The 24,380-nt window shown below is 42.9% G+C and carries 22 protein-coding genes and 2 tRNA genes; 16 read left to right on the forward strand and 8 right to left on the reverse strand.

What is annotated here, in order from left to right; all coding sequences use genetic code 11:
- Positions 1-37: 37 nt before the first annotated feature.
- Both der and N473_RS04370 read left to right on the forward strand, forming a co-directional pair.
- Positions 38-1,510, forward strand: a complete 1,473-nt coding sequence (der, locus tag N473_RS04365) for a ribosome biogenesis GTPase Der (RefSeq protein ID WP_039611835.1) — start codon at positions 38-40, stop codon at positions 1,508-1,510.
- 195 nt (positions 1,511-1,705) lie between these two features.
- Positions 1,706-2,095 carry a VOC family protein gene (locus tag N473_RS04370; RefSeq protein WP_039611833.1) on the forward strand — a complete coding sequence of 130 codons (390 nt, stop codon included), beginning with the start codon at positions 1,706-1,708 and terminating at the stop codon, positions 2,093-2,095.
- Here the strand turns inward: N473_RS04370 and N473_RS04375 are convergent.
- From N473_RS04375 to N473_RS04390, 4 genes are all read right to left on the reverse strand, one after another.
- Positions 2,072-2,422, reverse strand: a complete 351-nt coding sequence (locus N473_RS04375; RefSeq protein ID WP_063366875.1) for a DUF2750 domain-containing protein — start codon at positions 2,420-2,422, stop codon at positions 2,072-2,074. The two genes, N473_RS04370 and N473_RS04375, sit on opposite strands and share 24 nt — an antisense overlap.
- Before the next feature lie 19 nt (positions 2,423-2,441).
- Positions 2,442-3,020: a glutathione S-transferase family protein gene (locus N473_RS04380; RefSeq protein ID WP_063366876.1), complete on the reverse strand. Its 579-nt coding sequence runs from the start codon at positions 3,018-3,020 to the stop codon at positions 2,442-2,444.
- Between the two features lie 140 nt (positions 3,021-3,160).
- On the reverse strand, positions 3,161-3,442 hold the full coding sequence (locus N473_RS04385) for a peptidylprolyl isomerase (RefSeq protein WP_039611830.1): 282 nt from the start codon (positions 3,440-3,442) through the stop codon (positions 3,161-3,163).
- A 71-nt stretch (positions 3,443-3,513) separates the two neighbouring features.
- Positions 3,514-4,047 carry a glutathione peroxidase gene (locus tag N473_RS04390; RefSeq protein ID WP_063366877.1) on the reverse strand — a complete coding sequence of 178 codons (534 nt, stop codon included), beginning with the start codon at positions 4,045-4,047 and terminating at the stop codon, positions 3,514-3,516.
- A 305-nt stretch (positions 4,048-4,352) separates the two neighbouring features.
- Here N473_RS04390 and N473_RS04395 point away from each other — a divergent pair, with 305 nt between their 5' ends.
- Together N473_RS04395 and N473_RS04400 are read left to right on the forward strand one after the other, a co-directional pair.
- On the forward strand, positions 4,353-6,305 hold the full coding sequence (locus N473_RS04395) for an ATP-binding protein (RefSeq protein WP_063366878.1): 1,953 nt from the start codon (positions 4,353-4,355) through the stop codon (positions 6,303-6,305).
- Positions 6,306-6,361: 56 nt separating this feature from the next.
- Complete coding sequence (locus tag N473_RS04400; protein ID WP_063366879.1) at positions 6,362-7,495, forward strand: response regulator; 1,134 nt, start codon at positions 6,362-6,364, stop codon at positions 7,493-7,495.
- A gap of 17 nt (positions 7,496-7,512) precedes the next feature.
- On the opposite strand, the gene queG is transcribed toward N473_RS04400, so the two are convergent.
- Positions 7,513-8,667: a tRNA epoxyqueuosine(34) reductase QueG gene (gene queG / locus N473_RS04405; protein ID WP_419555133.1), complete on the reverse strand. Its 1,155-nt coding sequence runs from the start codon at positions 8,665-8,667 to the stop codon at positions 7,513-7,515.
- Here queG and N473_RS04410 point away from each other — a divergent pair.
- The 11 genes from N473_RS04410 (at position 8,653) to N473_RS04460 (ending at position 20,805) form a co-directional block, all read left to right on the forward strand.
- Positions 8,653-10,140 carry an NAD(P)H-hydrate dehydratase gene (locus N473_RS04410; protein WP_063366880.1) on the forward strand — a complete coding sequence of 496 codons (1,488 nt, stop codon included), beginning with the start codon at positions 8,653-8,655 and terminating at the stop codon, positions 10,138-10,140. The genes queG and N473_RS04410 overlap by 15 nt on opposite strands.
- Positions 10,137-10,613: a tRNA (adenosine(37)-N6)-threonylcarbamoyltransferase complex ATPase subunit type 1 TsaE gene (tsaE, locus tag N473_RS04415; RefSeq protein ID WP_063360949.1), complete on the forward strand. Its 477-nt coding sequence runs from the start codon at positions 10,137-10,139 to the stop codon at positions 10,611-10,613. The genes N473_RS04410 and tsaE overlap by 4 nt, the downstream gene beginning before the upstream one ends.
- Complete coding sequence (locus N473_RS04420) at positions 10,606-11,946, forward strand: N-acetylmuramoyl-L-alanine amidase (RefSeq protein ID WP_063366881.1); 1,341 nt, start codon at positions 10,606-10,608, stop codon at positions 11,944-11,946. Before tsaE ends, N473_RS04420 begins: the two co-directional genes overlap by 8 nt.
- A 2-nt stretch (positions 11,947-11,948) precedes the next feature.
- Positions 11,949-13,853 (forward strand): DNA mismatch repair endonuclease MutL, encoded by a 1,905-nt coding sequence (mutL, locus tag N473_RS04425; protein WP_063366882.1) that lies wholly within the window; start codon positions 11,949-11,951, stop codon positions 13,851-13,853.
- Between the two features lies 1 nt (position 13,854).
- Positions 13,855-14,772 carry a tRNA (adenosine(37)-N6)-dimethylallyltransferase MiaA gene (miaA, locus tag N473_RS04430; protein WP_081220948.1) on the forward strand — a complete coding sequence of 306 codons (918 nt, stop codon included), beginning with the start codon at positions 13,855-13,857 and terminating at the stop codon, positions 14,770-14,772.
- 77 nt (positions 14,773-14,849) lie between these two features.
- Entirely contained in the window at positions 14,850-15,113 is a 264-nt protein-coding gene (hfq, locus tag N473_RS04435) for an RNA chaperone Hfq (RefSeq protein WP_039611821.1), read from the forward strand.
- 21 nt (positions 15,114-15,134) lie between these two features.
- On the forward strand, positions 15,135-16,424 hold the full coding sequence (hflX, locus tag N473_RS04440; protein ID WP_063366884.1) for a ribosome rescue GTPase HflX: 1,290 nt from the start codon (positions 15,135-15,137) through the stop codon (positions 16,422-16,424).
- Positions 16,425-16,515: 91 nt separating this feature from the next.
- Positions 16,516-17,679, forward strand: coding sequence for an FtsH protease activity modulator HflK (gene hflK / locus N473_RS04445; protein WP_039611819.1), 1,164 nt, complete (start codon positions 16,516-16,518; stop codon positions 17,677-17,679).
- A gap of 3 nt (positions 17,680-17,682) precedes the next feature.
- On the forward strand, positions 17,683-18,561 hold the full coding sequence (gene hflC, locus N473_RS04450) for a protease modulator HflC (RefSeq protein WP_063366885.1): 879 nt from the start codon (positions 17,683-17,685) through the stop codon (positions 18,559-18,561).
- Between the two features lie 185 nt (positions 18,562-18,746).
- Positions 18,747-20,063 (forward strand): adenylosuccinate synthase, encoded by a 1,317-nt coding sequence (locus N473_RS04455; RefSeq protein WP_039611817.1) that lies wholly within the window; start codon positions 18,747-18,749, stop codon positions 20,061-20,063.
- A 118-nt stretch (positions 20,064-20,181) separates the two neighbouring features.
- Complete coding sequence (locus N473_RS04460; RefSeq protein ID WP_063366886.1) at positions 20,182-20,805, forward strand: tetratricopeptide repeat protein; 624 nt, start codon at positions 20,182-20,184, stop codon at positions 20,803-20,805.
- A gap of 9 nt (positions 20,806-20,814) precedes the next feature.
- On the opposite strand, the gene N473_RS04465 is transcribed toward N473_RS04460, so the two are convergent.
- Positions 20,815-22,671, reverse strand: a complete 1,857-nt coding sequence (locus N473_RS04465) for a cation:proton antiporter (RefSeq protein WP_063366887.1) — start codon at positions 22,669-22,671, stop codon at positions 20,815-20,817.
- 270 nt (positions 22,672-22,941) lie between these two features.
- Here N473_RS04465 and N473_RS04470 point away from each other — a divergent pair, with 270 nt between their 5' ends.
- The gene (locus N473_RS04470; RefSeq protein WP_063366888.1) at positions 22,942-24,189 is read left to right on the forward strand and encodes a glutamate-5-semialdehyde dehydrogenase; all 1,248 of its coding nucleotides are present in this window, start codon (positions 22,942-22,944) and stop codon (positions 24,187-24,189) included.
- A 5-nt stretch (positions 24,190-24,194) separates the two neighbouring features.
- Here the strand turns inward: N473_RS04470 and N473_RS04475 are convergent.
- Both N473_RS04475 and N473_RS04480 read right to left on the reverse strand, forming a co-directional pair.
- Positions 24,195-24,270 (reverse strand) — tRNA-Ala (locus tag N473_RS04475).
- Positions 24,271-24,299: 29 nt separating this feature from the next.
- Positions 24,300-24,375 (reverse strand) — tRNA-Ala (locus N473_RS04480).
- Between the last annotated feature and the right edge of the window lie 5 nt (positions 24,376-24,380).

Consider the following 24,380-nt stretch of genomic DNA (forward strand, 5'->3'; position numbering starts at 1 on the left):
CTGCGAAGCCTTTTGTTGTTTAATGAAGAGGTAGTCTATGCTTCCTGTGATCGCTCTGGTAGGGCGACCAAATGTGGGCAAATCCACATTATTTAATCGTTTAACGCGTACTCGTGACGCACTTGTCGCCGACTTTCCTGGTCTAACTCGTGACCGTAAATATGGTCAGGCTGACTATGATGGTTATGAGTTTATTGTTGTTGATACCGGCGGTATTGATGGCAGTGAAGAAGGCATTGAAACGGAGATGGCTGAGCAGTCGCTGTTGGCGATTGAAGAAGCTGATGTTGTGCTATTTTTGGTAGACGCGCGGGCAGGTATGACCGCGGCTGATCAAGCTATTGCACAACACTTAAGGAAGCAAGAAAAGAAAAGTTTCATTGTTGCCAATAAAACAGACGGCATAGACGCTGATTCTAGCTGTGCTGAGTTTTATCAACTTGCATTAGGTGACATTCATCAAATTGCAGCTGCTCATGGTCGTGGTGTAACGCAATTATTGGACGCGACGCTGGGTCCTACGATTGCGGAACTCGCTCAGCAAGAAGATGAGATAACACAGGACGATGACAGCATTGCAGAGCTTTACCTAGAAGGCGAGGAAGCGCCTGAAGAAGGAAAAACTGGTTTTGAAGATAAACCAGTAAAGCTTGCTATAATTGGTCGCCCGAACGTTGGTAAGTCAACACTTACAAACCGTATTTTGGGAGAGGAGCGTGTTATTGTATATGATATGCCAGGTACTACTCGCGACTCTATTTATATCCCGATGACGCGTAACGATCGTGAATATGTATTAATTGATACCGCGGGTGTTCGTAAGCGCAAAAAAGTCAGTGATGTGGTTGAAAAGTTTTCAGTGATAAAAACATTGAAAGCCATTGAAGATGCGAATGTTATTCTATTGGTGGTAGATGCGCGAGAGGGGATCTCTGATCAAGACTTAAGCCTTCTTGGTTTTGCTTTAAATTCAGGGCGCTCATTGGTAATTGCAGTAAACAAGTGGGATGGCTTAGATAATTACGTCAAAGAACGGATAAAATCTGAACTAGATCGCCGTTTAGGCTTTATCGACTTTGCTCGCTTACACTTTATTTCTGCATTGCACGGTACTGGGGTTGGCCATTTATTTGAGTCAGTTGATGAGGCATATGAGTCTGCAACCAAGCGTGTGAGTACAGCAATGCTGAGACGTATTATGGATATGGCTCAAGCGGATCACCAACCGCCACTCGTACGTGGACGTCGAGTGAAGCTTAAATATGCGCATGCCGGTGGATATAACCCGCCAAGGATTGTTATCCACGGTAACCAGGTACATGACTTACCAGATAGCTATAAACGTTACCTAATGAACTATTATCGTAAAGCACTTAACATCATGGGTACTCCGATAAAAATTGAGTTCAGAGAGGGTGATAACCCTTATTCAGGTAGAACAAATAAGATGACATTATCGCAAAAACGCAAATTGAGAGCGTTTACCAAAGAACAGCGAAATAAATCTTAATCGTGGCGCGTTATGCGCCACTTTCATTTTTAGTTATATTTGCTTTTCATATCAAAACTTTCCATACCTTAGTCTGACGTCAAATTTGGTACACTGTACTATGTTACGCTTTGTAATGATTGATTTTGCCACGGGCTTTACGCTGCTCATTAATTATGCTTTATTAGTTATATTATTGTTTAACTTATTGTAGTGATGCATTTTCTTAAAACAGTCATTTATGTTGATGATGTCGAAGAGGTTTTAGATTTTTATTTTCAAGCTTTTGGATTGAGCGCACACTCAGTGACTGAAAATGGCGATTATGGTGAACTAAATACCGGTACTGTATTACTTGCTTTTGCAACACACCCGGTTGCACAATCCCAGTTTAAGCAAAACTACATACGCTCTCAACCAAAGCAGCCTGCTTTAGGGTTTGAATTGACGTTAGGCTGTGAAAATGTGTCGAGCTGTTATGATAGGGCTGTGGCAGCAGGCGCAGAGCCTTTGTCAGCACCTTGTCAAAAAGGCGCCCATATACAAGCATATGTGCGCGCAATAGAAGGAACGTTGATTGCGTTAGTCAGCGAGTGCGCGAGCTAGGCTGACAGGCTCGATCTCTACGCAAACATTGTCATCATTCCAGTTGATACCGACAAGTGCGCTGTCGTCTCTTAAGTCTTCAACCCATTCATCGAGAAATGAGTCTAAATCAATTGCGATGGGCTTAAACTCATCCCACTCATCTTTACACTGTGCTTTCGCTGCTGCTTCATCGCCCCACAGTAGTAAAACATCTGACTCTTCAAATTGATTTGATTCAACAATGACAAAACCGCCATCTTCCGCGCCTAATGCCCATAATTGCTCACTTTGCTTAACCACAGTGACAAAATTGACCACTTCAGATTCTAATTCAAGATCATTCATATTATTTACCAGTAAAAAATTAACTGCGAGGATCCGTTTCTTTGGCAAGTGTGTGTTGTTGCCATGTTTCCAGATGATTTAGTAAGCCATTAAGGTGGCTAATATCTGCAAGGTCTCTGAATCGGATCCAATCTAACAAGCAGTATAAACTGATCTGCAAATACTCGCAGTTCAAAAATACATCTGTTGTACATTGCTTATCTAAATAAGCCAATGTTTCAGTTATTCGTTCGCGTTGCAAATTAAAAAACAAAACATCCGCTTGGGTATCAAAGCCAGAGCGATCTCCTAAGAGCATCTCCACCAGAGAATCATTGCATGCGTTAATGGTGGTAAGTAAATTTTCTTGCTCCCAGTTTAAATGTGGTAGAGAAAATTTATCTTGTAGGTATCTAGCGATTACATTTGAGTCACAAATCGCTTGTTCTGCACTGATTAAAAAAGGGATTTTTCGTGCAGGGTTGTGTTTGATGAGGATTTCTCTGTCGTGTTCATTAAAAATATCGATGGCTTTATATTCAATGCAAAGGTGGTGAATACCACAGTAGATTCTTAACCTTCTGACATAAGGCGATGTGTTTGAGCCGTACAAAATCATGGTGTGTTCCCTCATTTATTATTTGATTATGAGTGTAGCACGTCATGGTTTGAGTTTGAGGGAGGAATTGTGAAATATTAAATTTGTAGAATTAAGAGGCCAATAAGGTCATGGGCAACACAATGTGCTGCCCACTCAAACTAATCTTGACGAGAAGTCACCTCAAGTAGGTGATATCCGAATTGCGTTTGTACTGGCCCTTGAACTTCGTTAAGTGGGGCTGAAAATACCACTTTATCAAACTCTGGTACCATCATACCCGGTCCAAACTCTCCAAGTGCGCCACCATCTTGCCCAGAAGGACAGTTTGAAAACTCTTTTGCTAACTCTGCAAAGTCTTCACCACCTGCGATCCGCTGCTTTAACTCCAAGCACTGTGCTTCGCTATCTACTAAAATATGTCTTGCACTTGCTAATGTCATCTTCTCTCCATGCCTTGCCTGATTTTTATTCATACCTTATTCTAATATATAAGTGATAAAAACGCATTCTTTTACCTGATTTGCTTCTCAATGGCTGTTGTTAACTCGTCTGAAAGGGGTTTGATACGACTGCCAAAACGCTGGATTTCCTTCCTGTCTGCTGAAACTAAGTATTTGTAAAAGTTCCACTTTGGAGACCCAACTTGATTGCCAAGATGTTTAAAAATAGGGTTTGCATCGTCACCACGTACAGGGCTTGTTGCAAGCATAGTGAAGGTCACACCGTAATTTACAAAGCATACTTTCGCTGTGTCGGCCTCATCGTTTTCCTCTTGGAAAAAGTCATCAGATGGAAAACCGAGAACAACAAGTCCCTCGTCTTTGTACTTTTGATGTAATGCTTCTAGGTCTTTAAATTGTCCAGTAAATCCGCAATTGCTCGCAGTGTTGACGATGAGTAAAGGCTTGTCCTTAAATTGGCACAAGTTTACAGTTTCTTTTGAGCGTAACTTTCTTACATCAACATCGGTAAAGTCGTCGCAATTAGCAAAAGCGAATGGGCTACTCAAGGCGAAAGCAAGGCTGATAAACGTTCTTTTTAACATGGTTAATTCCGTTGTTTATTGTTATTTACGAGCGACAAAAGAAATAGTTCATTTTGTTGGCAATTAAAGCGCATGGTTTTCCATATACTTTTACCAATATGTTAAACACATGACTTGATGCGTATTTGACTTCAGAGGTTACCATAAAAATCAGGAAAGAGTTATTACTCTAATTTGTACCGGAATCCGTAATCCTTTGAAGCGTGTCGTACTGTTGTATATCAAGTAGTGAAGATTAACGGGATCTGCATTACTTTTATTTATTTGGGCTACACTTTGTTTTACCACGGATAAAGGGTATCACTATGTCAAATAAGGTATTGATCATTGACAGTAATAGCGTGCTTGCCATGCGTATCAAGGTACTGTTTGAATTATTGGGCAGTGACGTTGAGCACATTCACTATGAAACGTTAGACAGCCAAACTTGCTTCTCTCACTTCGATGTTATTGCCATTGCACATGGTATCCCTCAAGAGTATTTTGAGATTCTGGACGAACTCAGTCAGCATGAAAAAATTATTCTTCTGGCGCCAAAACCAGAAAATTCAGAGCATCTGAGTGCTTTTAGTCAGCTCAACCGAGTATTATCCAATGCCATTGTCATTTATCCCTTCTTTGGTAATAAAGAAATAACAGGCTTGTTAGAGCGAGTGTTAGAGATAGGGGAGCAGGCTCAGTTACTATTGCCCAAGGTGTTGTTGGTTGATCACATGCCGTCCAGGCTAAAGCAATTATCCGTGAGCTTAAGGGGGGCTCAATTGGATGTTAAAACGGCCATTAATGCGAGTGAAGCGGGCAAGTTAGCAAAGGATCATCATTTCGATTTACTGATTTGTGACTTTAACTTGGAAACAGAAACCGGACTAGATGTCTTTGAACAAGTGCGTATGCATCGGATCAACTGTCGCTGTTTGTTGATGACCTCTCGTGAAAGCCAAGTGGATACTTTAAAGGCCATTCGCCAGGGGGTCGAAGATGTATTGACCAAGCCGGTTGATGAAAATGCCCTGTTGCAATCTTTACATAAACTCTGGCAAACCGAGCTACTTCGACGACATAATCAGGAGTTAGTTGAGCGCTTGCAAGATACGGTGGATGCGTTAATTGAACGAGACAGCTTGTTACGTGTTATCTACAAGCACACCCCTGACCCTATAATGCTTTTTAATCTCAAAGGTTTTGTCATTGAAGCCAACGATGCATGCTTAAATTTGTTTGGCTTAAATGCCGAAGAGCTTGAATCTCACTCTATTTTTAATCTATTTGAACGCCAGTCTGTAGAAGCGTTGAAAAGTCGCATAGAAACCGGCTTGATAGCGAGGCACTTTGATTGTGATTTAGTCCTACCAAGACAAGAGGGCGTGTCTATTCCTCTTATGGGGACGTTTATTGAAATTGATCATCATGGTGAAATTGCATTGGCAGCTATTTTTAAAAATGTCGCACATTTAAAACGCAAACAGCAATTACTTGAAGAAGCGAAAGAAGTATTGGAAGCGGAAGTACAAGCGAGAACAGCACAGCTTCAGTCTGCAAAAGACGCTGCTGAGCGGGCTAATATCAGTAAGTCAGAATTTTTAGCTAATATGTCCCATGAGTTGCGCACACCCATGCATTCTATACTGAGTTTTGCTCGCTTTGGGTTAGATAAATTAGCTGCCCATGAAGCACCTATAGAAAAGCTCACTAAGTATTTGTCTAGAATTGAAACCAGTGGAGAAAGGTTGTTGTTACTTCTGAATAACTTACTCGATTTATCTAAGCTAGACGCAGGCCGTTTCCCGTTTAACCCGGCCATGCATAACTTTGCATCGATCTTAGCGGAAGGGGTCGAGGATGTATCCGGTTTAGCAATGGAAAAGTGCATTACGATTAATTTACACACACAAGATCCTTGCGCTGACATCTATTGTGACCGAGAGCAGATGGTCCAAGTCGTGAGAAATTTGCTCGGTAATGCGCTCAAGTTCAGCCCACAGCAGAGCCAAGTGCAAGTTTATTTATCTGCCAACGAAGAAGCCTTGCACTTGTCTATTTGCGATCAAGGTGTTGGGATCCCGAGTGATGAATTGGAACACATTTTTGATAAATTTGCGCAAAGTAGTAAGACCAATAGTGGGGCAGGAGGAACTGGGCTTGGTTTAGCAATTTGTAAGGAGTTTGTCTTGTTACATAAAGGGTGTATTTATGCGCGTAACAGCGACAGTAGTGGTGCAGAATTTGTTATTGAGTTGCCTTATACGCAAGGCAACTAGCGTCATATTAAATCCCCGTCTATAACTATATGGAAACAGCACAAGGAACTTAAATTATGGCATTACAACGTATTTTAGCAGTGGATGATGAACCGTTTAACCTCGAAATCATTGAAGAAATCTTGGAAGATTTAGATTTTGAAATTCAAACTGCAACCAGTGGTCAGGAGTGCCTTGAGGTTGTTGAGTCTTTCGACCCCCAAGTGATATTGCTCGATGTGAGTATGCCTCAAATGAGTGGCTATGAGGTTTGTAAAGCCATTAAAGCGAATCCTAGTTTAAGCCATATTATTGTGATGTTTGTATCCGCAAGGGGGTCAGTCGAAGAGCGTATGGAAGGGTATTCTGTAGGTGCGGAAGATTATATTGTTAAACCGTTTGGTCACAGCGAACTTAAAGCAAAGTTACTCCATCTAGGTCAGATGCTGTTAGAAAAAGATATCTTAGAACAGCAAATTGAAGATGCGACGACCACCGCATTTAGTGCGATGGCAACCAGCAGTGAAATGGGACAAATAGTAAACTTTGTAGAACAGGTCGGAACAATTCAAGATGTCCCAGAACTGGCAAATGCGCTGATAAGCTGTTTAGCAAACTTTGGCTTAAGTTGTAATGTTGAAATGCGTGTAGACAGTGAAAGATTGCATTTTGCCACCGCGGGTATGTGTTCACCGATTGTGATTGAGTTATTTGAGATCCTGCACTCTAAGGGTCGGTTACATGAGTTTACCAACAGGATTTTAGTTAACTATGAATTACTGAGCGTATTGATTTTAAATATGCCGTCTGATGATCCTGATAAGCATGGGCGGATCCGTGACCACATTTGCTTTATTGTCAGTGTAACAGAGCAACAATTGTTGTCTATTTTGACAAAGAATACCTTGATAAACCAACAACGAGAGCTCAATAGTGCAATAAAAACCATCCACAGTAAATTTACGGGATTATTATCAATGCTCAACAATAATCGCTCTCAAAATGAAGCCATTTTTAAGCGGCTACAAGAGTTATTTGAAGCACGTATTCCCTCTATGGGGTTAGATGAAGATCAAGAAGTATTTATTTTTACACATATTGATCAGGCAATTCAAAGTTCAGTTGCGAGAGAGGAAGCGATAGCACAAGTAAAAGATGCGTTTGCTGAAATAGAGCATGATCTGTGTAATTTGACCACGGATGATAATTAGCTGACACGAGGTGCTGATCAAGCATCTCGAGGCAAGCCTTTTTCAACGATACGAATGAGTCGCGCTTTTTTGCGTTCATCATGTTGTTTGAGGTGTTGCTGGTCTATTGCCCACTGTATATGCTCTTGCACTAAGTCGCTGACATGAGGTAACTTTTCATTCAGTACGGTGACTATTTGTGCATCATAATTGGCATTGCCAAGGCCGACAGCAAGGTTACGCTGCCAGCGCTCGTGTCCAATGCGTCTTATTGGGCTACCTTCGGTATTTTTTAAAAAAGTGGCTTCATCCCAAGCAAATAACTCAAGTAACTCCCTATCTTTAAGTGTTTTTCTCGGATGAAAGTCCGCTTCTTCAGTCAATTGACCAAAGCGGTTCCATGGACAGACGAGTTGACAATCGTCGCATCCATAAATTCGATTACCCAGCAAAGGACGAAACTCTTCAGGTATTGCGCCTTGCAGTTCAATAGTCAGATAAGAAATGCAACGCCTAGCGTCAACGACATAAGGCTCTACAATGGCACCCGTTGGGCATAAGCTGATACATGCGTTGCATTTGCCACATCCTTCTTCCACTTTTTTGTCATCCGCCGGAAGGGGAAGGTCGACAAATAGCTCGCCAAGGAAAAACCAGGAACCGGCTTGTTTATGGATCAGCAGACTATTTTTACCACGCCACCCAAGACCCGCTTTTTCTGCGATTTGCCTTTCAAGCACAGGCGCGGAGTCGACAAATGGACGAAAGCCGTATTGCCCAACTTCTTGCTCGATGCGCTGTCCGAGCTTTTTGAGTCGATTACGTAGCACTTTGTGGTAATCTCGTCCAAGTGCGTAGCGACTAATATAGGCCGTTGTGCTGTTTTTCAAGGCTCGGGCGAAACTGGCGTCTGGTGGTAGGTAGTTCATTTTGACTGACACGATGCTTTTTGTGCCAGGCACTAACTCTGCTGGACGGGCTCGTTTCATACCATGCGCTGCCATATACTCCATTTCACCATGGTAGCCTAAGTCTAACCATCGTTGGAGTTGCTTTTCGTGTTCGCTTAGGTCGATATCAGTGATCCCGACTTCTGCAAAACCTAATTCTTTGCCCCAACACTTAATTTTTTCGGCAAGTTCAGTATAGTTAATAGTAGAGATGGCTTTATTCACGGAATGTCTATTTTGCAAGGTCAATACACCCATAATTTACCACAAATTGCTTATTGCGCCCAAGAGGTAAAGCTGCATGAGGAGCAGGCAGCTTTAAATTCAGGCACCACACTTAGCGAATTAATGCAGCGAGCAGGTCATGCGTTGTTTGAATTAACGCGCAATAAATCGGTTAAAAATATATTGATTCTTACTGGTAAGGGAAACAATGCGGGCGATGGTTTTATGCTTGCAAAACGTTGCCTACATGCCCAAATTCACGTCACTGTGTGCGCACTGTTTGAGCCCGCTTTGCTTAAAGGGGATGCGGCAGAAGCTTATCAACTATTTTGTCGCAGCGGTGGTCGTGTCGTTTCACTACGCTCGTGTGTTGATGGAAATTATGATGCAATCGTCGATGCGGTATTTGGTACTGGGTTCAGAGGAGAATTGCCTGAACAGGTTAAGGAAGCATTTAGCCACTTTAAATCCAGTAAGGCCTGGAAATTGGCTGTGGACATCCCAAGTGGAGTCAATGGCAGCACTGCAGAAGTGTCTCCTGATACCTTTCAAGCAGACACTACGTTGACATTTATCGCACTTAAACAAGGGATGTTAACGGGTAATGCGCCTAATTTATGTGGTGAATTGTTGCTGGCTGATTTAGGCATTGCAGATGCTTTTGCTGATCTTTCTCATACCAATTGTTGTTACCCTGGAGGAAAGTATTTACGTTCACTGCGACCGGTAAGAGCCGCTGACAGCTATAAAAATCAGTGTGGGCACGTACTGTTGGTTGGTGGCGGAAAAGGTATGGCTGGCGCCATAAGATTAGCTGCAGAGGCATGTTTGCGGACCGGAGCAGGATTGGTGAGTGTTGCGACGCATCCTGAAAATCAAACGGCTGTGTTGCATGGCCGCTACGAGTTAATGGTACATGGTGTCGCGGTCGCCGCACAGCTAGAGGCTCTGCTTAATAAAGCGGATGTAGTGGTCATAGGCCCAGGGCTCGGTCAAGATGCGTGGGCGAAAAAAATGTATACCGCAGTCAAAAAGTATAAAGGTTTGGTGGTTTGCGACGCAGATGGCCTCAACCTGCTTGCTCAATCGCATTTGCCATGGCATCGCGCAATCTTGACGCCTCACTTTGGCGAAGCAAAGCGGTTGTTAGGTGATTCAGCGTTAAATACGTCCAAACGGTTTGAAATGGCAGAACAGCTGAGCAAAGAGTATGCAGCTTGTATTGTCTTAAAAGGGCCTGGTAGTTTAATTGTTGATGGGAAAAGAATAAATATTAACCGCTCAGGATGTTCTGCTATGGCTAGTGCTGGGATGGGTGATGTATTATCTGGTATAATCGCAGGTTTATTAGCACAGGGCTTAAGCCGGTTTGAAGCGGCGACGCTGGGTGTGTATATTCATGGCCTTGCAGCTGAGCAGGCAGCTCGAGATGGGCAGCTCGGTACGTTAGCAAGTGATTTATTTGTCCATATTAGAGGTATTATGGGATGAGCCAAAACAGTACTTTAACGCTTTCTTTGGCCAATGAAGAAGCGACTGTTGAGTTAGGTAAAAAGCTTGCATCTTCAATTGTGGAAGGTGCGGTGTTTTATATGCACGGTGATCTCGGTGCTGGTAAAACGACCACGACTCGAGGAATCGTGCAGGGGCTTGGGCATACAGGCAATGTAAAAAGTCCAACCTATACACTCGTAGAGCCCTACGAATTACCTGAAAAGTCAGTTTACCATTTTGATCTATATCGCCTAGGAGATCCTGAAGAGCTTGAGTTCATGGGGATCCGTGATTACTTTGCCGCTGATGCGGTATGTATCGTTGAGTGGCCAGAAAAGGGTCAAGGTTTTATTCCTGAGCCTGATATTGATATTTATCTTGCTTATGATGGTGATGCGAGAAAAGTGACTTTAAAAGCGCATAATGAACGTGGGCTGCAGGTATTACTGACCATTGGTAGTTATGCGTAGTGTTATCATTAAATATAGCTATTTAGTTACAATGTTTGTGCTGCTGATGTTTGCAGCACAGGCATTTGCAAACAATACCATAAAAAATGTGCGAATTAGCCCGTCGGCTGAAAGTACGCGAGTGGTGTTTGATTTATCAAAAAAACCTGAGTTCAGCTACTTTGTACTACAAAAGCCACTGCGTCTGGTGATTGACTTTGAGAATACAAAGCGACTTCCCAATTTACCTGCAATCCCAAAGCAGCACCGTGTTATAAAAAAGATGCGTTATAGCTCACCAAAAAAGCGCAGTAGTACACGGGTTGTATTTGAGTTAGACCGCCCGACCAAACCTGTTATTTTTGCTTTGGCGCCAACGGGGAAAAGCTCAGACAGACTAGTGGTTGACCTGTATGGTCAAAAAAAGCCGCCCGCGACTAAAAAAGCCAGCACCAAACGTAATATGAAGCGTGATAGAGACATAATTATCGCGATTGATGCTGGTCATGGGGGTCAAGATCCTGGCTCTATAGGCCCAACCGGCACCTATGAAAAACACATCACATTACAAATAGCGAAACGATTGGAAAGGTTAATCAACAAACAACCGGGCATGAAAGCACAATTAACCCGTTCTGGTGATTACTTTTTAAAACTTAATACGCGTACTGCAAAAGCGCGCAAAAAACGGGCAGATTTTTTTGTTTCAATTCATGCTGACGCATTCTCTAGTCCTCGTCCTCGGGGGACGTCTGTGTGGACTCTATCACTGCGCCGCGCCAATTCAGAAATTGGTAAATGGTTGGAAAATAGAGAAAAGCAATCTCAATTGTTGGGCGGGGCCGCAGGTGTGATCAAAGACACCGCAAATGAAAAATACCTCGCTAAGACACTATTGGACATGTCGATGGACCATTCAATGAAAACCGGTTTTCAAGTGGCTGAAAAAGTGGTTGATGAATTACAAAAAGTGGCAAAATTACACAAAAAGCGTCCTCAAGCTGCAAATTTTGGTGTATTGAAGTCGCCAGATATACCCTCTATATTGGTCGAAACCGGGTTTATTTCTAATCCTCAGGAAGAAAAGCAATTAAAATCCGGGTATCATCAACAAAGACTGGCTAATGCTGTTTTTGTGGCAATTAAACGCTATTACCAACAAAATCCGCCGGATGATTCATTATTTGCTCGTTTAAAAGAGAAAAAGCCTCTACGACATAAAGTAAAGCGTGGTGAATCACTCAGTGTGGTCGCGGCGAGGTACGGTACTACGGTATCGGCATTAAAACGTGCTAACAGTCTGAAAAATAATATTTTACATGTCGGTCAAGTGTTAACTATTCCCAAGGCATAAAGATGGCAATTGAGATTTTACCAGCAAGGCTGGCTAACCAAATAGCGGCAGGTGAAGTGGTAGAGCGTCCAGCTTCAGTTGTTAAGGAGTTGGTAGAAAACAGCATAGATGCTGGTGCTACTCGGATCCAAGTCGACATTGAGCGCGGTGGACACAAGTTGATTCGTATCCGTGACAATGGCTCTGGTATTTATAAGGATGAGCTTGCGCTGGCTCTATCTCGGCATGCCACCAGTAAACTTAAAAATTTGGATGATTTGGAAGCCATTGCTTCTTTGGGCTTTAGGGGGGAAGCTCTGGCTTCAATTAGCTCGGTGTCTAGACTGACATTAAGTTCAAAGCCGGAATCTCAAGATACTGCTTGGCAAGCATGCGCTGAAGGGCGAGATATGGCTGTGCAAGTGCAGCCGACTGCGCATCCCAACGGTACCACAATTGAAGTTAAAGACTTATTTTTTAATACTCCAGCGCGCAGAAAGTTTTTGCGCACGGAGAAAACAGAGTTTAGTCATATTGATGAATTGGTAAAGCGCATTGCTTTGAGTCGTTTTGATATCGCGATAACGTTGACGCACAATCAAAAAGTTGTGCGTCAATATCGAGCGAAGCAAGATCCTCGCAGTATTGAGCGTGTAGCGCAAGTTGCAGGCAAAGTATTTCAGCGTGAAGCTAGTTTTATTGAGTCTGGCTATGAGGGATTAGAACTATACGGATGGGTATTACCGCTTGGCAGTAATACTCAACCACAATATACCTATGTCAATGGCCGAATGATGCGTGACAAGTTGATCTTGCATGCCATTAGACAGGCCTTTGAAGAAGCGACAGGCAGTCCAGAAACGCCAGGGTTTGTGATTTATTTAGAGCTAGATCCAAGGCAAGTTGATGTCAATGTTCACCCTGCAAAACATGAAGTGAGATTTCACCAAGCTCGTTTGGTCCATGACTTTATTGTGCAAGCAGTGAAACAAGTGGTGGAGCCCTGTAGTTCAGTATTGCCATATACAGAAGAGGGGGTTCAATTAGAGTCTAGCCTGGCTGTGAGTGAACCGGATATTGAGCAGCAAGCGCAGCAGCATCAGTCCTATCGGACACCACTTCGACAAGCGCCTACAAGATCGGCGCCTTCGGCAAGCTCGACATCATTGAGCCCAAGGAACGAGAATGGTTTTGGCAGCAACGCCAGTCGCTCATACCAATCAGCGCCTCGGCATGATGGTTTAGGTTCAGCCACAGGTCAGACAAAACAAGTTAATGTGAATCAGCTTTATCAAGCTTTCACAACTGAATCTGATAACCGTCCTGTTGAGGGCACGATTCAAGTTCAAAGCGTTGAACCCACTGATGTGTATGTGGATCAACGTGTTGAACAAGCGGCTTGGATGGCGCTGCCTGAGGGGGCTGTACTATTGCAAAGTGCAGATAATTTAATGGTTGGGCATACGCGTGACGGTTTATCTACATTGTGGTTAGAACAAATCGAAACAGATGGCACATTGTTGGGCAAAGCACTGTTGCTGCCTGTGCGAGTGAATCAGTCGCAACAAGAATCTGAGGCAATCAATAATGTAAACTCATGGCTGACCTTACTTGGCTTTGATTTAACGTTTTCAGGGACTCATATCATGGTAAAAAAGGTGCCTGTGAGCTTGTATAGTGTAGATGTAGGACAATGTGTTTCACGACTAGTGGAGACGTGTCAGACCAACAGCAATAATATGGATACACTCGATTTTTGGGTTGATTGGCTGTTGAAAAATACACCAAAGGGGTACTTTGGTTCACAACATTTTGTGAAAGCACGTGAAAAAATGCTAAAAAAACAAAAAAGCAGAGCAGCAATTATGACAAAAGCCGTTAAAATAGAGCCAAGTTATATATTAGATTTATTACCAAAAGGGTATTAGTTTGCAGAATAAACCCGTCATTACGCTAATGGGGCCAACCGCAGCAGGAAAAACAGCGCTGGCGATAGAGCTATGTAAGCATTTAGATACTGAAATTATCAGTGTGGACTCTGCACTAGTATACAAAGGTATGGATGTGGGCACTGCTAAACCGGATGCCAATGAGCTTGCACAGGCACCACATCACTTAATCGATTTGATCGATCCGCGAGAAAGTTACTCTGTTGCTGATTTTCGTCGTGATGCCATCGAACTCATTGATAAGCTTCATGCACAGGGGAAAGTGCCTGTGTTGGTCGGCGGCACCATGATGTACTTTAAAGGGCTCATTGAAGGGTTATCTCCTTTACCTGAAGCCTCTGAAGCTGTGCGTGCCCAGCTTGAAAAAGAAGCGACAGAAAAAGGATGGCAGGCCCTTCATGCTGAGTTGACTCAGATCGATCCAGATGCAGCTGCAAAAATATCGGAAAATGATTCACAGCGGATAAATCGCGCACTGGAAGTATATCGTATAACTGGAAAGCCCATGTCGTTATTGCAAAAGCAAAAACAACCTGAGCTACCTTACACCTTTCATCAATTTGCCATTGCGCCAAATGATCGTAAAATACTGCACGAGCGAATTGAGAAAAGATTTAAAATAATGCTCGATCAAGGGTTTAAAAACGAAGTTTTGGCCTTATATAATCGAGATGATTTACATCCTGATTTGCCGTCTATCCGTTGCGTTGGATATCGACAAATGTGGGAGCATTTGAGCGGTGAATGCGATTACGATGAAATGGTATTCAGAGGTATTGCCGCTACCAGACAACTTGCAAAGCGACAGTTGACCTGGCTTCGTAGTTGGCCAAATGTAACTTGGCTAGAGACCGGAGAGCAAGAAAACTTGCAACGAATTTTAAGTTCGCTAAGCTAATAGTAGTTGAACCATTAATTTGTTTTGATTTATTCAACTAACTCAACATAATAACACCTAGAACGAAGGATAAGAAAATGGCAAAAGGCCAATCGTTACAAGACCCGTTTTTGAATGTCTTGCGTCGTGAGCGCATTCCAGTTTCAATTTTTTTAGTTAACGGCATCAAATTACAAGGCAAAATCCAGTCTTTTGACCAATTTGTAATTTTACTTGAAAATACTGTGAACCAAATGGTTTACAAACATGCTATCTCAACCGTTGTTCCTGCTAGAGCTGTAAATTTCCAAAATACACAAGGAAATGAAGGCGCAGAACAAAATGAAGATGGAAATTTTTAATAGATATTAGGAGCATATTGCTTGTTTGACCGTTATGAAGCCGGCGAACAGGCAGTCTTAGTGCACATAGAGTTTCCTAATGAAGGAGATCGTGAAGATCTGCAAGAATTGGAAATGCTAGTATCTTCTGCTGGTGTTAGTAGCGTGGCGGTTGTGCAAGGCAGCCGTCAAGCACCTCACCCCAAACTATTTGTTGGTACCGGTAAAGCAGAAGAAATTGCCGAGATTGTCAGAACTTATAAAGCAGACGTCATTATATTTAATCACCAACTAAGTCCTTCTCAAGAACGAAATTTAGAGCACATTTGTCGATGTCGTGTGCTAGATAGAACGACGCTGATTTTAGATATCTTCGCGCAGCGCGCGAGGACGCATGAAGGTAAGTTGCAAGTTGAGTTAGCTCAGCTTAGACATATTTCAACGCGCTTGATCAGAGGATGGACACACTTAGAAAGGCAAAAAGGTGGTATTGGTTTACGTGGTCCTGGTGAAACACAGCTAGAAACAGACCGTCGATTACTTAGAGAGAGAATTAAGAGTATTCGAAAACGGCTTGATAAAGTTGCTGTTGTTCGAGAGCAAGGGCGCAGAGCGAGAAGCCGTAACGAAATACCAACAGTGTCGCTAGTTGGCTATACCAATGCGGGTAAGTCCACGCTGTTCAACCGAATTACGAATTCTGACGTCTATGCGGCAGATCAGCTATTCGCAACGCTGGATCCAACGTTACGAAAACTCGAAATAGCAGATGTTGGCCCTGTTATTTTAGCTGATACTGTTGGTTTTATAAGGCATTTACCTCATGACCTAGTTGCGGCGTTTAAAGCAACATTGACAGAAACACGTGAAGCCGATTTACAGCTTCATGTTGTTGATGTGGCAGATCAGAGAAGAAAAGAAAACATAGAACAGGTACAATCGGTTTTAGAAGAAATTGAAGCTGACGAGATCCCCCAACTATTGGTCTATAACAAGATAGATTTAGTTGAAGAGATTCAGCCAAAGATCGATCGAGATGAAAACGGCGTACCAATTAGAGTATGGCTTTCCGCTCAGGCAAATACAGGCACAGAGCTGCTATCTCAGGCAATTTCTGAGTTACTTGCTAAGAAAATGTTTTGTAATCAGCTGGTTGTGCCACCTGCTTTTGGCAAGTTGCGCGGCGCATTGTTCAATCTGAACGCGGTGTGTGATGAAAGCTATGATGAGCAAGGTAATTGGCTGCTTGATGTACGATTACCACAAGCAGATTGGGAACGCCTGAAAAAAGAACAAGGGCCGGAAATAGAACGGTTTGTTGCTCAAGATTGAAAAAAATACTAATTCGACCTAATTCGCTATAAGAATTCGGTAAATTTTGTTAGATTTAATTTAATTCATTTTATAACAATGGAGTATAGCTATGGCCTGGAACGAACCGGGTAATAATGGCAATGATAACGACCCGTGGAAAAATCGCGGTGGACGAGATCAAGGGCCACCAGATCTGGACGAAGTATTCCGCAAGTTTAACAACAAGTTCGGTGGGATATTTGGCGGCAAGCCAGGAAATAATAAAAACGGGCTTGGTGGTGCAGGGATCACCTTTATCTTCATCATTGCTTTGATTGTGTGGGCACTCAGTGGTATTTACACGGTTAAAGAAGCTGAACGAGGTATTGTACTTCAGTTCGGACAGTTCGACCGTATTGCGGAGCCTGGTTTACGCTGGAAAATGACTTTCATTGAGCGTGTAATCCCAATTGATATTGAAGCTGTTCGTTCATTATCGGCATCAGGCTTCATGCTTACTGAAGATGAAAACGTGGTGAGCGTCGAATTTGAAGTTCAGTACCGTGTCGTTGACCCGACTTTATATCGTTTCAGTGTGACTGATGCTGATCACAGTCTGCAGCAAGCATTAGATAGTGCACTACGTTATGTTGTCGGTCACTCGCGCATGGACCAAGTTTTGACAACTGGCCGTGAGCTAGTGCGTCAACGTACGTGGGATGAACTTAATGAAATTATTGAACCGTATAACCTTGGCTTAATCGTCACAGACGTTAACTTTAAAGATTCTCGCCCTCCAGCAGAAGTTAAGGATGCGTTTGATGATGCGATTGCAGCACAAGAAGATGAGCAACGTTTTATTCGTGAAGCAGAAGCTTATGCCAGAGAGATTGAGCCAAGAGCACGTGGTCGAGTGACACGTATGACTCAAGAGGCTGAAGGTTATAAAGAACGCATTATACTGGAAGCGCAAGGTGAGGTGGCTCGTTTTGAAAAGCTATTACCTGAATATGCAGCAGCAAAGCAAGTAACTCGTGAGCGTTTATACATTGAGACGATGGAAGAAATCTTAGGCCGTAGTTCTAAGGTTATTGTTGATGTGAAAGGTGGTAATAACATGATGTACTTGCCACTTGATAAGATCATGCAGCAATCTCAATCGTCTTCACCTGTTACTCTGCCGAGTCGAAATGACATTAACCAGTTACGTCAAACACTGGGTCAGTCTCAAAATAGCAGTGTGAATAGTAGCAGTGACAGATTTTCACAAGATCGTTTTAACAGCGGGAGATAATTGATGAGAAATTTTGGTTTTATCTTTTTGATACTTCTCGCCCTGTTAGGGTTCTCTTCAGTCTTTGTAGTGACTGAAGGTCAAAGAGCGATTGTATTGTTATTTAGTAAGGTTCAAAAAGACAGCTCAGATAACGCGGTCGTGTACGAACCAGGTTTACACCTTAAAGTGCCTTTCTTTAGTCAGGTTCGTCACTTAGATGCGCGTATTCAAACGCTCGATGGCGCGCCGGACCGCTTTGTAACTAGCGAGAAAAAAGATCTTATCGTTGACTCTTATGTAAAGTGGCGCGTAAGTGACTTCTCTAACTATTACTTGCGTGCGCGTGGTGATAAGCAATATGCAGAAACACTACTTAAGCAGAAAGTGAACAACGGTCTAAGAACAAACTTTGGTTCTCGCACAATCAAAGAGATTGTATCGGGTGAGCGTAGTGAATTGATGGCAGAAGCGCTTGTTCAGGCGTCTGAGAGTGCACAAGAGCTAGGTATTGAAGTACTGGATGTACGTGTGAAGCAGATTAACTTACCCAACGAAGTAAGTAACTCTATTTTCCAACGTATGCGTGCTGAGCGTACCGCAGTGGCTAAAGAGCATCGCTCTGAAGGTCAAGAGAAGGCTGAGACAATCCGTGCTGAAGTTGACCGCCGTGTAACGGTTATGCTTGCAGATGCTGAGCGTAATGCACGTACTGTACGAGGTGAGGGTGACGCTGAAGCAGCAAATATATATGCGCAAGCTTACAACCAGGACCCTGAGTTTTTCGGTTTTATTCGCTCTTTAGAAGCATATAAGAAAACTTTCACAAGCAAAAGTGACGTGATGGTACTTTCTCCGGACAGTGAGTTCTTTGACTACATGAAGCAAAAAGACAGTAAGTAACCTTTTCGCTTATCATGTCATTTAAATGAAATAAAAAGCCCGCATTATGACGGGCTTTTTTGTATTTATTTCAAATGGTTTTATCTAATATCAAAATGACTGAAGAAAAATCATTCGAAACAGGGTGATTTTCACCTCCCTTTTCTGGTAAAATCTGCGCCTAATTTTTTCTAAGTGATATTGCAATGGGTAAAAACGTCGTTGTATTAGGCACCCAATGGGGTGACGAAGGTAAAGGTAAGGTTGTAGACTTACTTACGGATAAGGCTTCTTTAGTTGTACGCTATCAAGGTGGACACAACGCAGGCCATACTTTGGTAATTAATGGTGAGAAAACTGTATTACACCTAATTCCATCAGGTATTTTACGTGATAACGTAAAATGTGTGATTGGTAACGGCGTGGTATTGGCACCAGATGCGTTAATGCGAGAAGTGAAAATGCTTGAAGAGCGTGGCGTACCTGTGCGTGAACGCCTGCTTATCAGTGAAGCATGCCCTCTAATTCTTCCTTACCATGTTGCGCTAGACCAAGCGCGTGAACTAGCACGTGGCAACAAAGCTATCGGTACAACTGGTCGTGGTATCGGTCCAGCTTATGAAGATAAAGTTGCACGTCGCGGTCTTCGTGTTGGCGATCTATTCAACCCAGAGCAATTCGCTGCAAAGCTTAAAGAAGTTATTGAATACCACAACTTCTCATTAGAGCACTATTACAAAGTTGAGCCTGTTGATTTCCAGAAGACATATGATGATGCAATGGAAATTGCAGAGATCCTTAAGGCTATGGTTGTTGATGTTACTGAGCTACTTGACCAGACTCGCGAAAAAGGTGACAACATCTTATTCGAAGGCGCACAAGGTACATTGCTTGATATCGACCACGGTACTTACCCGTATGTTACATCTTCGAACACGACGGCAGGTGGTGTAGCAACAGGTGCTGGTTTTGGTCCTCTGAACCTAGACTATGTACTAGGTATTGTAAAAGCCTACACAACACGTGTTGGTTCAGGTCCTTTCCCTACAGAGCTTTACGACGGTGTAGATAAGCAAGATCCAGTTGGTAAGCACTTAGGTGAAAAAGGTCACGAGTTTGGTGCAACGACAGGTCGTTTGCGTCGTACTGGTTGGTTTGATGCAGTTGCTATGCGTCGTGCAGTCCAAATCAACAGCATCACAGGCTTCTGCTTAACAAAGCTAGATGTACTTGATGGCGTTGAGACAATTAAGATTTGTACGGGCTACCAGCTTGAAGATGGCACAGTGACTAACGTGACGCCATTGGCTGCTGAAGGTTACGAGAAAGTGACACCTGTATATGAAGAAATGCCAGGCTGGAGCGAAAATACGTTCGGTGCAACATCTGTTGAACAACTTCCAGAAGCTGCGATCAACTACATTAAACGCTTAGAAGAAATTACCGGTGTACCAATTGATATCATTTCAACAGGTCCTGACCGCGTAGAAACGATGATTGTTCGCAACCCATTCGGCGAATAATCAAAGTTAAGAAAAAGCTGCTTCGGCAGCTTTTTTTGTGCCAGGCGTATGCTCAGATCGAGAATTTGGTATGCTTTTTGTATTCGTATTATGAGATTCCAAATAATTGCCAAGTATTATGACTAAAACTCTTCGACTATCTTTATTGCTATTAGGCTGCTCTTTTACTGGTCAACTTGTTGCAAACGAGCAAATTGAAGCGGTGCCTTTATACACGCAAGACGAGTTGATTACTTTAATCAACAATAATAAACATTTACAGCGAGTAAAAGACGACGATTGCCAGTTAGTCCAAGATATTGAAGCGCGCGCGGAGATAATGGGCTTACCTTCCTATCAATTCTTGTATGGTGATATGTTAGCGTATGCTGTATGTGTTGAGCGTGATGTTGAGTTAGGTTTGTATTATATGCGTCAAGCTGCACAGCAAGGTTTAGCCGCAGCGCTTGAGCAATTGGGCAGATATTATGATGTCGGTCAGCTTGTGCAAGCAGATAAGTCTATGGCTATTGTGTATTTACGAGAAGCCGCAGCATTAGGTAATTTAAATGCTCAGCTGCGTTTAGTCGGCTTATTTAATCAAGGGTTTGGTAGTCCTAGGGACTACGAAGATGCATATCGTTGGTTATTTCATGCGGTTGTTGCCGATAAAGAAATACACAAACAAATAGAAATATCGTTGGCCAAGCTAGCCCAAAAAATGCCCGAGAGTGTCATCAAACGGGCAAGAATGTTGAATTAGATAACGTGTTTAGCTATTGAGCTTTTCTCCAATAGATGTTTCTCTGTTCGTTGTATCCTTTAAGATGGACATTTTTGGTGGTTGGAGAGCCAAAATTCTGTCACCCTGTTCAGGCAGCTTTTTATCTTCTGATGTAAAAGGCCTGATAGAAAGTGGATCGTCCTCTTTTTTCTGCTCAGAAATAATAAATAGGGGGATAGCCTCTTTATTCACCTCTAAATATTGTTCCCAACTAAACTCCTCTGATAATCTAGTTGCACTGACTTTGCCTCCTTTTGCCATTAAACTGCTGAGTTTGGCATAGTTGCCAGTATCTCCAAATAATATTTGACGAGATAAAAAGGTCGCACTGTCCTTATTGGCTTTGGCATGGTTAGTTGAAGATTTTAATGAGTAAACACTCTGCTCATCAAGTAGATGAGAGAAGTATTGCACACCCAATGCGTTATGGTGTCTGTTGGGTGATAACGCCAATACAGAGTGCAGACTGGTCAGGGGCAAGTAGCGCTCAGCATGCTCTGATTGCGGGTTTCCGTAATAGCAGGGTAGGCCATCCATTCTCGCCATTTTGCAGTTTTCCCACGCAGGATCTGATAAATAGACGTCAATATTTTGTTCCTTTAAACCACATGCGATCGCTCTGGCTACATGGTTGGCTCCAATAATGAGTAACGTATTTGGGCTGGGTTGTCTCACGCCAAGTAATCGCGCAAGTGGTGTTGCTGTGAGACTTTGCAGAATGACGGTGACTATAATGACGGTAAAAATTAAAGGTACGATCTGTGCTGCATCTGGATGTCCTGATTGTGCCATACTGAGTGCGAAGACAGAGCCTACTGCTGCAGCCACGATGCCGCGAGGCGCAATCCAGGCCAACATGAGTCTAGATTTAAATGGAATATCACTATTGAATGTCGATACCGCAATACTCAATGGTCTTGCAACAAACAGTACCACGGCTAAAAACCAAAAAATGCCGCTGTCGAGCATCATCAACTCTTCAAGTTTTAAGCGTGCTGCAAGTAAAATAAACAAGCTAGAGATCAATATCATTGATAAGTCTTCTTTAAACTCAAGCACTGCATCAATTTCTAAATCATCCTGGTTGGCAAGCCATATGCCAAAAATAGTAACTGCAAGCAGGCCGGATTCATGACTTAAATGATTTGAGAGTGTAAAGCTCATCAGGACCAAGGCTAATATGCCAAACTTGTGTAATTCAAAAGGTAGCCACTCTTTTCGAATAATAAAACTGGTAAACCAGCCAGCGATAACACCAACACTCAGGCCTACACCGAGAGTGGACAGCAAAGCCATTAGGGTATGGCTAAACACGCCATCTTTATCGACTAAACTAACGGCTTCAAATACCAAAACTGCGAATAGAGCACCAATAGGGTCGATGACGATACCTTCCCAGCGTAAAATTCTGTCGATATCTTTCGTTGGGCGCATAGCATTCAGCATTGGGGCAATCACAGTTGGCCCTGTGACAACTAATACGGCACCGAGTACAGCTGCTACCGGCCAATCCAGTTCCAATACATAGATAGCGCAAGCTGTAATGATGATAAATGTGGTGAGCATGCCGATTGAGCAGAGGTTTCTAACGACCTTTCCAATCCCTTTTAGCTCACGAAAATGCAGGGTCAAAGAGCCCTCAAATAGGATGATTGCCACAGATAAAGAGACGACGGGAAAGAGCAAGTCTCCCAGTAACTGATCAGGGTCTAATACGCCCGAAACCGGCCCCAGTAATAAACCTGTCAATAATAAAAATAAGATTGCAGGTACTTTAGCAACCCATGCTAGCCATTGGGCAAATACAGAAAATATGGCAATCGCGGCAATATAGATAGCCGACATAAACTCTCCAGCTTAGTTAGCTCATTGAATATTAGTATAGTGTTAGCCTCGTTATATCATAGTAAATAAGTCAAAAAAGAGAATAAGCTGTTAAAAGTTAGTTGTTTTTTTCACTTTTTTGCGATGGGTTTGATAGTAGCCAAAACACAGGGGAGGCCGTTATTTAAGCAATATTCACTTTACCCAAAGCTTTGAACGTGCGTATTATCACTACGAGTGTGATGGGGTTAAAACATTTGCACTCAAGTGTCAGGAATGAGGGGAGATAGAATGACGTTAATCACAAATTTAGCAAAAAATGCTGCGAGTGCTGCGAAAAAGCTCGCGATTTTGGATACTGAACAGAAAAATACCATATTGAAAGCAATGGCTGCCGCCATTAGAGCGAGTAAGAATCAAATTCAACAAGCCAATGAATTAGACTTGCAAGCGGCCAACGACAATAACTTGTCCGAAGCGATGATAGACCGCCTAACGTTAACACAGAGTCGCATTGAGGACATGGCCTCAGGATTGGAGGAGGTTGCAGCTTTACCTGATCCTGTGGGAGAAAGAAGAGCGCTAGGTAAACAACCTAGCGGCATAGAAGTACAGAAAATACGCGTACCACTTGGTGTTATTTGTATGATTTATGAAGCAAGACCAAATGTGACCGCTGATGCGGGTGCTCTGTGTTTTAAGTCGGGTAATGGCGTGATTTTACGGGGCGGTAAAGAAGCGTTAAATAGCTCTCTCGCGATTGCGCAAGTAATGCATAAGGTGCTTGATGAATACCATTTACCTAAAGAGCTGATCACGGTTGTACCAGATCCGGATAGAGCCCTGTTGCTAGAATTGATGCAGCAAAAAGAGTATGTTGATTTGGTGATACCACGCGGTGGTGAAGGACTGATTGAGTTTGTAACGGAACATAGTTCTATTCCTGTGATTCAACACTTTAAAGGCGTGTGTCATTTATATGTTGATAAAGATGCTGATCTTGATATGGCTGTGGCGCTTTTACTCAATGGTAAGACTCAAAGAACTGGCGTGTGTAATGCATTAGAAGGGCTATTGGTTCATCAATCTGTTGCGCAGGCGTTTTTACCAAAAGTACGTGAGGTACTAAGCCAAGCAGGAGTTCAGGTGCATGCTTGCCAGTCTTCAGCAGCTTATTTTAGTTGTGCCAATGTATTAGATGATGATGAGTTTGGTCAAGAATATTTAGGCCTAGAAATTGCCATTCGTATCGTTGAAGATTTAGCGGGTGCGTTGGCGCATATTGATCAATTTGGCAGTCACCACACTGAAGTGATTTGCACTGATTCACAGCAAGCGGCACTGCAATTTCAAACACAAGTTGATGCATCTGTTGTGATGGTGAATGCGTCTTCTCGCTTCAGCGACGGTGGTCAGTTAGGGTTAGGCGCAGAAATTGGCATTGCAACAACAAAATTACACGCGTATGGACCGATGGGGCTTGAATCTTTGACTACTGAAAAGTATTTGGTAAATGGTTCTGGTAATATCAGAACGTAGAGAAGTGGTGGAGCTAAGCAGGATCGAACTGCTGACCTCCTGCGTGCAAGGCAGGCGCTCTCCCAGCTGAGCTATAGCCCCACTTTCATTGGGAATGTCAAAAGAAAAATTGGTGGAGCTAAGCAGGATCGAACTGCTGACCTCCTGCGTGCAAGGCAGGCGCTCTCCCAGCTGAGCTATAGCCCCAACAT

Origin of the sequence: Pseudoalteromonas luteoviolacea CPMOR-1 (genome assembly GCF_001625685.1) — a bacterium.
Taxonomy (GTDB): Bacteria; Pseudomonadota; Gammaproteobacteria; order Enterobacterales; family Alteromonadaceae; genus Pseudoalteromonas; species Pseudoalteromonas luteoviolacea_K.

Bases quoted from the DNA above. Each gene is read 5' to 3' on its own strand.
- der (WP_039611835.1), top strand. From the start codon at position 38: ATGCTTCCTGTGATCGCTCTGGTAGGGCGACCAAATGTGGGCAAATCC.
- N473_RS04370 (WP_039611833.1), top strand. From the start codon at position 1,706: ATGCATTTTCTTAAAACAGTCATTTATGTTGATGATGTCGAAGAGGTT.
- N473_RS04375 (WP_063366875.1), bottom strand. From the start codon at position 2,422: ATGAATGATCTTGAATTAGAATCTGAAGTGGTCAATTTTGTCACTGTG.
- N473_RS04380 (WP_063366876.1), bottom strand. From the start codon at position 3,020: ATGATTTTGTACGGCTCAAACACATCGCCTTATGTCAGAAGGTTAAGA.
- N473_RS04385 (WP_039611830.1), bottom strand. From the start codon at position 3,442: ATGACATTAGCAAGTGCAAGACATATTTTAGTAGATAGCGAAGCACAG.
- N473_RS04390 (WP_063366877.1), bottom strand. From the start codon at position 4,047: ATGTTAAAAAGAACGTTTATCAGCCTTGCTTTCGCCTTGAGTAGCCCA.
- N473_RS04395 (WP_063366878.1), top strand. From the start codon at position 4,353: ATGTCAAATAAGGTATTGATCATTGACAGTAATAGCGTGCTTGCCATG.
- N473_RS04400 (WP_063366879.1), top strand. From the start codon at position 6,362: ATGGCATTACAACGTATTTTAGCAGTGGATGATGAACCGTTTAACCTC.
- N473_RS04410 (WP_063366880.1), top strand. From the start codon at position 8,653: ATGTCTATTTTGCAAGGTCAATACACCCATAATTTACCACAAATTGCT.
- tsaE (WP_063360949.1), top strand. From the start codon at position 10,137: ATGAGCCAAAACAGTACTTTAACGCTTTCTTTGGCCAATGAAGAAGCG.
- N473_RS04420 (WP_063366881.1), top strand. From the start codon at position 10,606: ATGCGTAGTGTTATCATTAAATATAGCTATTTAGTTACAATGTTTGTG.
- mutL (WP_063366882.1), top strand. From the start codon at position 11,949: ATGGCAATTGAGATTTTACCAGCAAGGCTGGCTAACCAAATAGCGGCA.
- hfq (WP_039611821.1), top strand. From the start codon at position 14,850: ATGGCAAAAGGCCAATCGTTACAAGACCCGTTTTTGAATGTCTTGCGT.
- hflK (WP_039611819.1), top strand. From the start codon at position 16,516: ATGGCCTGGAACGAACCGGGTAATAATGGCAATGATAACGACCCGTGG.
- hflC (WP_063366885.1), top strand. From the start codon at position 17,683: ATGAGAAATTTTGGTTTTATCTTTTTGATACTTCTCGCCCTGTTAGGG.
- N473_RS04455 (WP_039611817.1), top strand. From the start codon at position 18,747: ATGGGTAAAAACGTCGTTGTATTAGGCACCCAATGGGGTGACGAAGGT.
- N473_RS04460 (WP_063366886.1), top strand. From the start codon at position 20,182: ATGACTAAAACTCTTCGACTATCTTTATTGCTATTAGGCTGCTCTTTT.
- N473_RS04465 (WP_063366887.1), bottom strand. From the start codon at position 22,671: ATGTCGGCTATCTATATTGCCGCGATTGCCATATTTTCTGTATTTGCC.
- N473_RS04470 (WP_063366888.1), top strand. From the start codon at position 22,942: ATGACGTTAATCACAAATTTAGCAAAAAATGCTGCGAGTGCTGCGAAA.